Origin of the sequence: Larkinella knui, assembly GCF_003858645.1 — a bacterium.
Taxonomy (GTDB): Bacteria; Bacteroidota; Bacteroidia; order Cytophagales; family Spirosomataceae; genus Larkinella; species Larkinella knui.
This window is the reverse complement of record NZ_RQJP01000007.1, coordinates 105,901-118,286: the sequence shown is the minus strand read 5'-3', so window position 1 is coordinate 118,286 and position 12,386 is coordinate 105,901. Positions and strand designations below refer to the sequence as shown.

Sequence of the window (12,386 nt, the reverse complement as noted above, 5' to 3'; positions counted from 1 at the left end):
CAACTTTTTTACATTTGCGGGAGTAACGATCCTAAATCACGTCCATGAAAAACTTCATTACCCTCAGTTTGCTTGCCTGCGCGGTATGGGTGGGGTGCCGCAGCCCGAAAACCGCAAAAACCGCTTCAGGCCGTCAGCAAGCCATCACCACCATTGCGTTCGGTTCGTGCAGCGACCAGAAACGCCCGCAACCGCTCTGGGACGATATTGTGGCCCAGAAACCGGAGGTCTGGATCTGGCTCGGCGACAATATCTACGGCGATTCGGAAGTCATGGACACGCTGAAAGCCAAATACGATAAGCAAAAATCCAACCCGGTTTATGGCCAGTTGCGCCAGTCGGCCAAAATCATCGGCGTCTGGGACGACCACGATTTTGGCGTCAACGACGGCGGCAAAGAGTACCCGCGCCGGAAAGAAAGCCAACAGCTGATGCTGGATTTTCTGGACGTGCCCGCCAGCAGCCCGTTGCGGAAGCAGGAAGGCGCGTATTCCTCGCATGTCTACGGCCCGAAAGGCCAGCGGGTGAAGGTGATTCTGCTGGATGGCCGCTACTTCCGGGATCCGCTGAAGAAAGTCAACAAAGTCAACACGCCCGATCCGTCCGGCGACATTCTGGGTGCAGCGCAGTGGCAGTGGCTGGAAAAGGAACTGACCAACTCCGACGCCGATGTTCACATCATTGGAAGCGGTATTCAGGTGCTGGCCAACGATCATACGTCCGAGAAATGGGGCAATTTCCCCACCGCCCGCCAGCGGTTTTTCGATTTATTGACCAAAACCAAACCCAAAGGGGCCATCCTGATCAGTGGCGACCGGCACATCGCCGAAATCTCGAAAATAAGCCTGCCGGGCCTGGGATACGATCTGTATGACATCACCAGCAGCGGTCTGACGCACACTTCCAAGCCGTACGAACAACCGAATGCCCTCCGCGTGGGCAACATGGCTTTTGATCTGAACTACGGTTTGTTTACCATCGACTGGAACCGGAAAACCGCTACCGTTCGGGTCAATGGCGACAATCAGGCGACGTATTTGACGCAGGAGATTAAGTTTTGAGGGTAGCAAACGGGGAGTTGCGCATGGACAGACATGTTGATTATTCAGCCACGGTTATTTGATTTAAACTAATTTTTATCAGCCCATTGCTTATCCACACAGCTAAAGCAGTGGGCTGATAAGCTAAAATATGAATTCGGCGGATGGGGAATCCACCTTTCCTGGAGCAGAACAGCTCATACGGTTTCCGGCAATGGGGATATAAAAATCCGATTGGTAATTAATGGCTTGAACCATTTGCGGCCTCTTCTTGCTTCTCAATTCTGGCTGTAAAAAAAATAGCGTCTCCTTCTGAAAGTACGCTCACTTTCCAGTAAGTTTAAACTCAAATTTCAACTTTATACGTCTGATTCAGAAGCCACGCCCGTGCTCTTTTCGTCCGGCTTTCTGTGACGATTCCGGGCACCGGCGGCTATGACACCACTCTATTAATCCGTTTTGCATGATGCAACCTTTATTCGACTTTTTCCGACGACTGGCGGATACGAGCGACTGGCCGCCCCGGTGGCATTGTGGTACCTGGACCGATTTTCACGGGTGGCTGTATATCCTTTCTGATCTGACCATCTGGCTGGCCTACATGGCGATTCCGCTCATTCTGATTCGGTTTGTCTTCATCAAAAAAGGGGTTCCGCTGGCGGGTGTTTTCTGGATTTTTGGCGCGTTTATTCTGTTTTGTGGCCTGACGCACCTGATCGATGCCGCCATGTTCTGGATTCCGGCCTACCGCATCAATGCGCTGATCCGGTTTCTGACGGCCGTCGTCTCGGTCGCCACGGTTCTGGCCCTGATCCGGTATTTCAACGAAGCGGTTGGGCTGCGGACCTCCAAAGAATACGATCGTGAGTTGTCTTACCGCCAACTGGCGATGCAGGAATTGACGCGCTCGAATCAGGAGTTGCAGCAGTTTGCCTATATCGCATCACACGATCTGCAATCGCCCCTCAAAACGATTGCCAATTACCTGTCGCTGCTTGAAAACAAACACGGCAACGAACTGGATGCGGACGCCCGGCGGCTGATCGGGGTCTCGACGGCTGCGGCCGAACGAATGCGCAACCTGATCAACGATCTGCTCGATTTCTCGCGCATTGGCGCCGATGTCGCCTACACACAGGTCAATCTGAAGGAGCTGGTCGACGAAATTCTGGAAGAACAACAAGCCGAAATTCTGGCCACCGGCGCCGGGGTGGACGTCGGCTTTCTGCCAACGGTGATGGGCCACCGGACCGACCTGAAACAACTCTTTCAGAACCTGATTTCCAATGCGCTCAAATACCGCCGGGCGGATGTAGCGCCTATGGTCACCATTCGGGCGACGGAAGATCTTCACCAGTTTCGCTTCTCGATCAGCGACAATGGCATCGGCATCGATCGCCAGCATTTCGAACGGGTATTTCAAATCTTCCAGCGGCTCCACGGACGGAATCAGTACTCCGGCACCGGTATTGGTCTGGCTACCTGCAAGAAAGTGGTCGACATTTATGGCGGTCAGATCTGGCTAGACAGCACCGTTGGGAGCGGAACGACGTTCTCTTTCACCATTCCTAAAGTGATCAAAACCCTCCATCAGTATGCCCAGGCCGATTCACTGCATTCTCTTAATTGACGATGATCCGGACGATAATTACCTCCATCAACTGGTTATTGAAGAATCGGGACTTTGTGATGCGGTTCGGTCCGCCGAAACCGGTTTGCAGGCACTGACTTACCTAACCGAGACGCATGATTCCAACTACGTTCGGCCGGATGTCATTCTGCTGGATATCAACATGCCGGGCATGAACGGTTTCGAATTTCTGGAACGCTATTGCCAGCTCGACGAAGTGCTCCGGAGTCGGTTGGTGTTGCTGATGCTGACGACCTCCCTCAACCCCGTCGATAAAAACCGGGCCGGGCAGTTTGAAGACGTGAAAGGGTACCTCACCAAGCCGGTGACGAAAGAGATGTTACAGGAAATCATCGACCAGTACTTTCCGGCTTCGGTTTAGAACCGGTCTCACTCATACTGATAATCAACCGTAGTGGCGGGAAACGGCTTTGTCGTCGTTAGCTGCTGGGTTTCACGCGTTGGATACCCCTGTTCGTTGTACTGATACGTCAGCGTCTGCACCGAAATGATCGATTGGTCATCTGCATTTTTAACGGTGATCCTGCCCGGATTATTTACCTGAGTTCGTTCCTGGGATAAAAAAGGATAACTAACGACGGGAAGGTTCGGATTCTTTTTATCGTCGTAGCCTTCGTAATAAACCGTTTGCCAGGGTTTAAATGATGACGCTCCCGGCTTTCGGATAAATCCCTGCGCCTGCGTCACATTGCCCCGGTTGTCATACTCATACCGGTATTTTATAAACGTAGCGGTTTCAAAGGTATCGTTGTCGGTATCATGAATCTGATCGAGCAGTTCAACGAGTCGACCTTCGACACTAAACAGGTAAAAATGCGATAGTGCCAGCCGGTTACGGTGATCATATTCTTCCGTTTTATCGAGCATTTTTCCTTCGTAATAAAATTTCACGTACATACTGCCATTGCTGGTGATCCGGCTCAGCCGCTGTTGCGAATCGTACGCCAATTCGGCGTTCAGGACAGCGGCCGTACTGTCGTTATAAGCCCAGTTGGACTGAAAGCCGGACAACAGCCCTTCCGCATTGTAGATATACCGCTGAAAATTCTTTTCGCCGGAAGTGATTTTCTGAAGCCGCAGGGGTTTGGGGTCCGGCGCTGGTTCCGGAGAACCGGCAGTCTTTGGCGAGCAGGCATTCAGGCTCATTAAACTACCCAACAGAAAAATTAGCACTATTGACCTGGTCATCATGGTGGTGGAGGTTGTATAACGGCAATAGAAATCCAGCCGGGACTAGCGGGAGGCTAGCCGACGGGACGAAGCAAAACTAACGGGGATGCTCTGGTTACCCAGATTACTTTGTCATCAACGGAGGATTAGTCGGGCTGAAGCCGCCAAAAAAGGAACTGAATGGGAGCACGTAAAACCGGTTGAGTAATCTAAATTAAACTACGGCGACCACCCGCAGCCGTTTGTAGTCGGCATACCACCGCCCATCGCGAAAAAGAGTGGGTTTCAATGCCGCCTGGGTAGCTTCCAGAACGGCCGCTTTGTCTTCCGGATCGACACCCTTGAAAAAGTTACTGCCAAACTGTTCGACCCAGTCGATTATCCCCTTATCAGGATCGTTTAACAGCGTATCGCGGTCATAATGCTGGGCGAATGTTACCCGAAAACCGTGCTTCTCCAACGCCGATGCGTACGCTCCGATGGACGGAAAATACCACCACCAAACCGCCAGATCGTAGCCCCGTTTCTGGAGCTGATGAGCAACTTCATCGGTGATCTGCCTGACATTGTCCTTTCCGCCAAACTCGGCCACCAGCCGCCCGCCCGGCTTCAGGTGCTTCCTGATCTGGCAAATGGCGGCTTCATAATCGGTCACCCAATGCAAAACCGCATTCGAAAAAATAGCATCGAAGCGTTGCGGTAATTCAAATGTAGTGGCATCGCCCAACCGGAAATCGAGCGTGGGAAATTGCTGACGAGCCTTGACAAGCATCGATTCCGACGAATCAAGGCCCATAACCGCAGCGCCCCGGTCGGCAATCTGCCGGGTCAGTTCGCCGGAACCGCAGCCCAGATCCAGAATAACCTCGCCGGGCTGCGGAGCCAGTACGTCAAGTAAACCAGCTCCGTAGTGAAAGACGAAAGCATGTTTTTCGGTATAGGAATCGGCGTTCCAGTTCATCTACTAAGAGCGTATTATTTTCTGATTTACTTTCCTTCTTCCACGACTTCCTTCAGTCCTTTCAGAATTTTATCCCAGCCTTTCTCCGATTTTTCAAACCGTTCCCGGGCACCTTCGCCCTGACCGACATCGTCCGTAATGGACAGCACGGTTTCGCCATTTTCATACGTCAGTTCATCCGTTACCGTTGAAAAACCGAAATCATCCTCCGCCATATCGCCATTGGTCAAGGTGTATTTCAAGAGCTTATTCGGTTTGAATTCCACGATCAAACCTTTCATTTCGATCTTTTTAACCAGCAGGATGGTTCCCGTAAACGTGATCGTACTTCCTACTTCCCAGTCAGAATAGACTTCGCAGTTAAAAAAATACTTCTTGGTTTTTTCCGGATTAGTCAGCGCGTCCCAAACCTCATAGGGCTCCGCTTTGAGGCTCACTTTCCGCCTTACTACGAATTCTTCCATTTTGTTGTTTGCCGGTTTCGATTCCTGAAGTAGTTGTAAACCGCATATGCTTCGCCCACAATCCCGGCAACCATCAGGACTTTACCAGAAAATGGGTACCCTGAGACGAATAAAAAACAACCCGCTACAACGACAAAACAGCCAATCAGAAAGATGCGAAAGGCTTTTCGGAGCATTGAATTACTGATCATGGCATGAAACAACTTGCGTTTATCAGTATACTAATCGATTGATAGAACAGATTGTTCTGACAGCTTTTACTCAGGTCTGGATCACGCCCACGTTAAACGCCTTCGTGATTGGTGCGTGGTTGGCAGCTTCGATGCCCATCGAGATCCAGGTGCGGGTGTCGAGCGGATCAATCACGGCGTCGACCCAAAGCCGGGAAGCGGCAAAATAGGGCGAAAGCTGCTCGTTATACTGGTTCGTAATTTTTTGCAGCAACTCCTGTTCTTTTTCCGGGGTAATGGTTTCGCCCCTGGCTTTTAACGATGCCACCTGAATTTGCAGCAGCGTTTTGGCCGCCGACGCCCCGCTCATCACCGCCATCTGCGCCGTGGGCCAGGCCACCATCAGCCGCGGATCATACGCTTTGCCGCACATGGCGTAGTTGCCCGCGCCGTAGGAATTACCCACAACCACGGTAAACTTCGGCACCACCGAGTTGGCCATCGCGTTGACCATCTTGGCGCCGTCTTTTATAATACCACCCTGCTCCGACCGGCTCCCGACCATAAAACCGGTGACGTCCTGCAAAAACACCAGCGGTATTTTTTTCTGGTTGCAATTCATGATAAACCGGGCAGCTTTGTCGGCCGAATCGGAGTAAATCACCCCGCCCATCTGCATTTCGCCCGGTCCGGAGGTGCCGCCTGCGCCCGTCCGGCCTTTCGCTTTCACCACTTTCCGCTGGTTGGCCACAATGCCGACCGCCCAGCCGTCGATTCGCGCGTAGCCGCACAGGATCGTCTGGCCGTATAATTCCTTGTATTCATCAAATTCGGAGTTATCCACCAGCCGGGCAATGATCTCGCGCATGTCGTACGGTTTGACGCGATCGACCGGAATGATATCGTAAATCTCCTGCGGATTTTTAGCGGGCAAAACCGGCTCCACATGGCTAAAACCCGCTTTTTCCGGCTCGCCCAATTTGTCGAAACTTCGCCGGATGGCATCCAGACAGCTTTTTTCGTCGGGGTATTTGTTGTCGGTTACGCCCGAAATTTCGCTGTGGGTGCTGGCACCGCCGAGGGTTTCGGCGTCCACATCCTCGCCCACCGACGCTTTGACCAGATACGGCCCGGCCAGAAAAATCGACCCGGTTCCTTCCACAATCAGGGCTTCGTCCGACATAATCGGCAAGTAGGCCCCACCCGCCACGCAACTGCCCATGATGGCCGCAATCTGCACAATCCCCAGGGCCGACATCTGGGCGTTGTTGCGAAAAATCCGCCCGAAATGCTCTTTATCGGCAAATACTTCGTCCTGAAGCGGCAAATAGACGCCCGCGCTATCGACCAGGTAGATGATGGGCAGGCGGTTTTCCATCGCAATTTCCTGCGCCCGGAGGTTCTTTTTGGCCGTAATCGGAAACCACGCCCCGGCTTTCACCGTCGCATCGTTGGCCACAATCACGCACTGCCTTCCCGACACGTAGCCGATGCCGACCACCACGCCCCCCGACGGACAACCGCCGTGTTCGGCATACAGGCCTTCTCCGACAAAGAGCCCAATTTCGATAAAGGCCGAATTTTCATCGATCAGGTAGTCGATGCGTTCGCGTGCCGTAAGCTTGCCTTTGCGGTGCTGGTCTTCGATTTTTTTCGGACCACCGCCCAGTTTCGTACGGTCAGTTTTAGCGCGGAGTTCGTCCAGAAGCGGAGTCATCGTCAGGCAGGTTAAGTGGTTTTCAGTTTACGGTATTCGGTTTACGGTGGCTGACGCATTCAGAGAAGCACGCGTCAGCCACCGTAAACCGAATACCGTAAACCGTAAACTAGTTATTTGTCGTATCCGAAAGCGGCACCACAACCGTTGCACTCTGCGCCGACGTGGTCGTGGCCGGTTTCTTGTCCTTCTTCCCAAACAGCGAAAAATGAACATACCGCTTGGGATTCTCGCGGAAGTCGGTCAGCAGTTTTTCCAGGCTGGCGGTGGCACCGTTGACATTTTTATACAGAGCCTCGTCGCCTTTCAGCTTGCCCAGCGTTCCTTTGCCGCTGTTGATGTCGGCCAGCATCTGTTGCAGCGTACCGATGGATTTGTTGGCATTTGCCAGCGTCTGGCTCAGTTTCAGCGCATTGAGCGAATCGGCAAACGTTCCGGCTTTCGACAGCAGCGGTTTGATTTCTTTCTCGGTTTCGGCCAGCGACGCCGACAGATTACCGAGGTTCGTCATCAGCCGCTTGATGCCTTCGCGGTTTTCGCCAATGGTCAGTTGCAGGGTTCCGGTGGTGGCTTCCACGCCTTCCAGCGTCCGGGTCAGGACCAGTCCGGTGCGGTCGAACTGTTTGACAATCCGGTTCAGATTCAGCGTCAATGAATCGACGGTATTTAAAACCGGCAGCGTTTTCTCCCGAATCAAGGCCGTTAGCCCTTGTTCTTTCCCGCTAATGAGCGTATCACCCACCTCGAGCATCTGGCCCGATTGCGCGATTTGGAGAATCACCAGCTTGCCGCCCAACACCCCGGCATCGGCCAGAATGGCTTTGGAGCCACGACCGACCTGAATCCGTTTCTCAATATCCAGCGTAACCAGTAATTTATTTCCCTGTTGCTGCATAATGTCGATCCGGTCCACCCGTCCGATATTCAAGCCGTTGAGCTGCACCGGATTCGAGGGCGTCAGCCCATCGACATTATCGTAAACGACTACGTATTTGTTCGAACTGGAAAAAATATCGGAACCTTTGAGGTAATTAAACCCGAAATAGAGCATCGCCAATGTTACCACGGCCAGGATGCCCACCTTTGCTTCTTTTGAAATTTTCATGCGTGGGGTGTGAATGGTTGAAATGGCTACAACTGGCTGAATAGCTACGTTACAGTCCGGCCATCAAAACCAGTTGTAGCCATTCAGCCATTAAATCCAGCTAACCCTTGGTAGCCCTATAACCATTGATCAATTAAAAACCGTTGCCAAGTTACTAACAACTTGCTTACTCTACTGCATCTACTTCGTCTTTATAGGCCTTGAAAGCGCGAAAAATGGCGTTTGCCATTTCATTCTGCCCCTCTTCGGAGGCCAGATACCGTTCTTCGTCCGGATTGGTGATGTAACCGGTTTCTACCAGTACACTGGGCATCGTGGTCCGCCAGAGCACCAGGAATCCCGCCTGTTTGACCCCACGGCTCGGTCGTTCGGCGTTTTTCTTAAAACTCCATTCCACTTTCTGGGCAAAATCAACGCTGCTGTTCATAAAGGCGTGCTGATAATTGGCCAGCATAATGTGGGCTAGCGGAGAATCCGGATCAAAGCCCTGATAATTTTCCTTGTAATTGCTTTCTTTCAAAATAACCGCATTTTCCCGTTTGGCAACGTCCAGGTTTCCGTTGGTTTTGTGCAACCCCATCGTGTAGGTTTCCGTTCCGTTGACGCGGCTCGACGAGGGGCTGGCGTTGACGTGGATCGAAATGAACAGGTCGGCTTTGTTGCGGTTGGCAATGGCCGAGCGTTCATTCAACTCGATAAAAACATCCGTCGACCGGGTAAAAATCACCTTTACCCCCGGCAATTCTTCTTTAATCCGGCGTCCCAGTTCCAGCGCGATTTTCAACACAATTCGCGATTCGCGGTTGCGCCTGGTCATCGTGCCGGGATCTTTGCCGCCGTGGCCGGGGTCAAGAACGACGGTTCGCAAACGGCCTGGGCGCACCTCCGCCTGCTGTTGATCCTGTTTTGGATTATCCTGCGGTAAAACCGGCGTCATGGCGGGCAGCGCCAGAAGACACAGGACGGGCAGGAGAACGGGAGAACCCATCAGCGTGACTCGGGCGGTCGTTTTTGCAACCGTCCGGAATACTTTAATAATTTTTAACAGGTTTAACCGTTTCAAGGCAGTATTGGAATGAAGTTAGCGACTAACTTTGTGATCCGGAGTAGGCCGGGCCCTATTGGCAATTCGACCGAACGGGTTAACAGCGTAAGCCAGCGCTGTAGGACGAGCAAATATAATTTTTTTGATAAAACTGAAAAATACATACTTTATTTTACGGAACCTGATCACTTGCCTGATCATCATTTTCCCGCTGGTGTTACACGCGCAGCAGAAACCGGTGCGTCGTACGGTTCCCGCATTCACACCGCGTTCGGCAACTCCTTCTTCGGCTACCGTTACCGGCAATTCCGTGGTGGTGGATACCGTGCGCCGGGATTCGCTCACCGTGACAAACCGGGATTCGGTCGATACGGGCAGTAATTTACAAACAACCGTTAACTATTCAGCCAAAGATTCAACACTCTTCGATGCTACGGGCCAGATTGTCGAACTTTTCGGTGATGCGAAGGTCGATTACGGCGACATCCACCTGACGGCTGCCTATATTAAACTCAACTGGACCACCAACGAAGTGTATGCCCGCGGGCGTTACGATTCCACCGCCCGGAAAACCGTTGGGCTGCCCGTTTTTCAGGATGCCAGCGGCCGGTATGATACGCAGGAAATCCGCTTTAATTTCAAAACTAAAAAAGGGTTCATCAAAGGCGTTATTACGGCTCAGGGTGAGGGAAATGTTCGGGGAAAAACCGTTAAAAAAGACGCTCAGGACAATCTTTACATCCGAAATGCCATTTACACCACCTGCAACCTGGCCACTCCGCACTTCCACATCAATGCCAGCAAGATTAAGGTGGTACATAATAAACAGCTCATTTCGGGACCGTTCAATCTGGTTATCAACGACATACCAACACCCTTGGCGCTTCCGTTCGGTTTTTTTCCGATTCCCAAGAAAAGCGAAATCGGAACGTCAGGACTTATTTTCCCCCAATACGGTGAGGAACCCAACGGACGCGGTTTTTACCTCCGCGACGGGGGGTATTATTTCGCCATCAACCAATACATCAGCATGAGTTTGCGGGGTCAGATTTACTCCAACGGAAGCTGGGGGCTCGGCCTGTCGTCGGAATACCTGAAGCGGTATCGCTATGGCGGCAATTTCGCGCTGACGTATGCGCGGAACCGAACCACTTCCCTGGTGGATACCGCGTCGAAACCCCGCAACGATTTCAGCATTATCTGGTCCCATTCGCCCCGGCCCCGGGGCAATTCGCAGTTCTCGGCCAACGTCAACGTCAGCAGCAACAGCTACAACCAGTTGAACACGTCGTTGAGTTCGGGCCGCTACGTTTCCAATGCAGCCAACTCGGGCGTCAACTATAGCCATAAGTTTGGGCAGTACGTGACGAGCTCGGCCAATCTCAACGTGAGCCAGAATTTTGGTCGATACAATCCAGCCACTAACGTGCGTGAGGGCGGTCAAACGAATATTTCGTCGGGTTTTAACCTGGGTGTTGCGCAGATTGCGCCTTTTGCGCTGAAAGGCGGAACGGGAAGGTGGTTCGAAAGCTTCCGGCTGGGGCTGGATTTCAACGCGCAGGCCACGTTGAATAACACCCGCCGGACGGTTGATGCTACCAATCTTGGCTTTCCGGTTGCCACCACACTGGCGCTTCGGGGTGATACGTTACAGCGTCTGCGGGATAGTCTGGCGGCAATCGCCAATCAGGAAGTTTATATCAATTCCAACCTGATTCCGATGACACTTGAGAATCTGCCCACCATCCTGAAGAACGCGCAGGTGCAAAGCCGGTATTCGATCCCCATTTCACTGCCTAACTTCAAGCTGGCGCGGTACCTCAACTTTACGCCGGGCGTTTCACTGAGCGGGGATGTTTATACCAAAAGCCTGGAGTACACCTATTTGCCGGACCGCAAAGCCGTGCGTGTCGACACATCAAATCGCATTTCTGCGACGTACTTCCTTTCCTTCAATGCCTCGATGAACACCCGGGCCTACGGGACGTTTTTTATGCGACTGGGTCGGTTGGAAGCCATCCGGCACACCATTGCGCCCTCCATTTCGTTCAGCTACACACCGGACTTATCCAGTGCTTTTACGACCACCCTGTCGCAATACCGTGACCCATTCGACACCACCAAAGTCCTTCGGGTGTCGCGCTACCGGGGTTTGGGCGGCACCGCCGGTGCATCCAGCTTCACAGGGCGGTCGGCGTCGATCAGCTACAGCATTGTCAACCAGCTGGAAATGAAGGTTCGCTCGCGGAGCGATTCGGCCAAGAGCGAATTTGAGAAAGTTTCGCTGTTCGACAACATCAGCCTGTCGGGGTCGTATAACCCGTATGCACCCCAGTTTAAATTTTCCACGCTGAACTTCAGTGCCAATACGCAGATTTTCAAAAAAGTCAGCTTTAACTTTTCGTCGGTCTTCGATCCGTATGCCTATGCCAATACCCCCACAGTTTCTAGTGTATATTGGGTGCCGGATCAGTCACAATATTTCCAGACTGGACCTTACATAAATGCCTATCACCTCAACAAGATCGATAAACTGGCGATAACGCAGGGTCAGGGCCTGGCCCACTTGCAAAATCTTAATTTTTACCTGAGTACCCAGTTTGCCCCCAAAGAAGCGCGGAAACCGAAAGTAGCCCCCAATTCCTCAACGCCCACCGATGCGGCCGAGCTGCGAAATGTCAACAAGAATCCGGAAGACTACGTTGATTTTAACATTCCCTGGAGCATCAATCTCAGCTACACCTTTAGCCTGACCAAATTTACGCCTATCGAAAGCCAGATTATTCAGGCGTTGCAGGTAACGGGCGATTTGAGTCTGACGCCCAAGTGGAAAGTGTCGCTCCAGACCGGTTTCGATTTTTCGGCGAAAGCACCGTCACTGACCACCGTTACGCTCCACCGCGACCTGCATTGCTGGGATATGAACTTCAGTTATACGCCGTTTTCGGGCAACCGTTACCGTTCCAATTTCTATTCGTTCGACCTGCGCGTGAAATCCGCCATTCTTCAGGATCTGAAACTAAGCCGTCGCCGGGGTACCTCGATCAACTACTAGAAGCAAAC

The 12,386-nt window shown here is 52.3% G+C and carries 10 protein-coding genes; 4 read left to right on the top strand and 6 right to left on the bottom strand.

The genetic code is table 11. From position 1 onward, the window contains the following. Positions 1–44 precede the first annotated feature (44 nt). The 3 genes from EHT87_RS29025 to EHT87_RS29015 all read left to right on the top strand — a co-directional run bounded on the left by EHT87_RS29025 (position 45) and on the right by EHT87_RS29015 (position 3,052). The gene (locus EHT87_RS29025; RefSeq protein WP_124910291.1) at positions 45–1,061 is read left to right on the top strand and encodes an alkaline phosphatase D family protein; all 1,017 of its coding nucleotides are present in this window, start codon (positions 45–47) and stop codon (positions 1,059–1,061) included. A gap of 442 nt (positions 1,062–1,503) precedes the next feature. Beyond that, complete coding sequence (locus EHT87_RS29020) at positions 1,504–2,670, top strand: sensor histidine kinase (protein ID WP_229321449.1); 1,167 nt, start codon at positions 1,504–1,506, stop codon at positions 2,668–2,670. Then, complete coding sequence (locus EHT87_RS29015) at positions 2,636–3,052, top strand: response regulator (protein WP_124910290.1); 417 nt, start codon at positions 2,636–2,638, stop codon at positions 3,050–3,052. Before EHT87_RS29020 ends, EHT87_RS29015 begins: the two co-directional genes overlap by 35 nt. Positions 3,053–3,060: 8 nt before the next feature. On the opposite strand, the gene EHT87_RS29010 is transcribed toward EHT87_RS29015, so the two are convergent. From EHT87_RS29010 to EHT87_RS28985, 6 genes are all read right to left on the bottom strand, one after another. Then, positions 3,061–3,882 (bottom strand): hypothetical protein, encoded by an 822-nt coding sequence (locus EHT87_RS29010; protein WP_124910289.1) that lies wholly within the window; start codon positions 3,880–3,882, stop codon positions 3,061–3,063. 193 nt (positions 3,883–4,075) lie between these two features. Further along, positions 4,076–4,822, bottom strand: a complete 747-nt coding sequence (locus EHT87_RS29005; protein ID WP_124910288.1) for a class I SAM-dependent methyltransferase — start codon at positions 4,820–4,822, stop codon at positions 4,076–4,078. 26 nt (positions 4,823–4,848) lie between these two features. Further along, positions 4,849–5,286, bottom strand: a complete 438-nt coding sequence (locus EHT87_RS29000) for an SRPBCC domain-containing protein (RefSeq protein WP_124910287.1) — start codon at positions 5,284–5,286, stop codon at positions 4,849–4,851. Positions 5,287–5,547: 261 nt separating this feature from the next. Beyond that, entirely contained in the window at positions 5,548–7,173 is a 1,626-nt protein-coding gene (locus EHT87_RS28995; RefSeq protein WP_124910286.1) for an acyl-CoA carboxylase subunit beta, read from the bottom strand. A 109-nt stretch (positions 7,174–7,282) separates the two neighbouring features. Further along, the gene (locus tag EHT87_RS28990; RefSeq protein WP_124910285.1) at positions 7,283–8,278 is read right to left on the bottom strand and encodes an MlaD family protein; all 996 of its coding nucleotides are present in this window, start codon (positions 8,276–8,278) and stop codon (positions 7,283–7,285) included. Between the two features lie 166 nt (positions 8,279–8,444). Beyond that, complete coding sequence (locus EHT87_RS28985; protein ID WP_374756049.1) at positions 8,445–9,215, bottom strand: N-acetylmuramoyl-L-alanine amidase family protein; 771 nt, start codon at positions 9,213–9,215, stop codon at positions 8,445–8,447. Between the two features lie 250 nt (positions 9,216–9,465). On the opposite strand from EHT87_RS28985, the gene EHT87_RS28980 reads away from it, so the two are divergent. Continuing rightward, entirely contained in the window at positions 9,466–12,378 is a 2,913-nt protein-coding gene (locus EHT87_RS28980) for a putative LPS assembly protein LptD (protein WP_229321447.1), read from the top strand. The last annotated feature ends 8 nt before the right edge of the window (positions 12,379–12,386 follow it).

What these genes read in the sequence shown, in the direction of transcription:
- EHT87_RS29025 (WP_124910291.1), top strand. Translation starts at nt 45, where the DNA reads ATGAAAAACTTCATTACCCTCAGTTTGCTTGCCTGCGCGGTATGGGTG.
- EHT87_RS29020 (WP_229321449.1), top strand. Translation starts at nt 1,504, where the DNA reads ATGATGCAACCTTTATTCGACTTTTTCCGACGACTGGCGGATACGAGC.
- EHT87_RS29015 (WP_124910290.1), top strand. Translation starts at nt 2,636, where the DNA reads ATGCCCAGGCCGATTCACTGCATTCTCTTAATTGACGATGATCCGGAC.
- EHT87_RS29010 (WP_124910289.1), bottom strand. Translation starts at nt 3,882, where the DNA reads ATGATGACCAGGTCAATAGTGCTAATTTTTCTGTTGGGTAGTTTAATG.
- EHT87_RS29005 (WP_124910288.1), bottom strand. Translation starts at nt 4,822, where the DNA reads ATGAACTGGAACGCCGATTCCTATACCGAAAAACATGCTTTCGTCTTT.
- EHT87_RS29000 (WP_124910287.1), bottom strand. Translation starts at nt 5,286, where the DNA reads ATGGAAGAATTCGTAGTAAGGCGGAAAGTGAGCCTCAAAGCGGAGCCC.
- EHT87_RS28995 (WP_124910286.1), bottom strand. Translation starts at nt 7,173, where the DNA reads ATGACTCCGCTTCTGGACGAACTCCGCGCTAAAACTGACCGTACGAAA.
- EHT87_RS28990 (WP_124910285.1), bottom strand. Translation starts at nt 8,278, where the DNA reads ATGAAAATTTCAAAAGAAGCAAAGGTGGGCATCCTGGCCGTGGTAACA.
- EHT87_RS28985 (WP_374756049.1), bottom strand. Translation starts at nt 9,215, where the DNA reads ATGACGCCGGTTTTACCGCAGGATAATCCAAAACAGGATCAACAGCAG.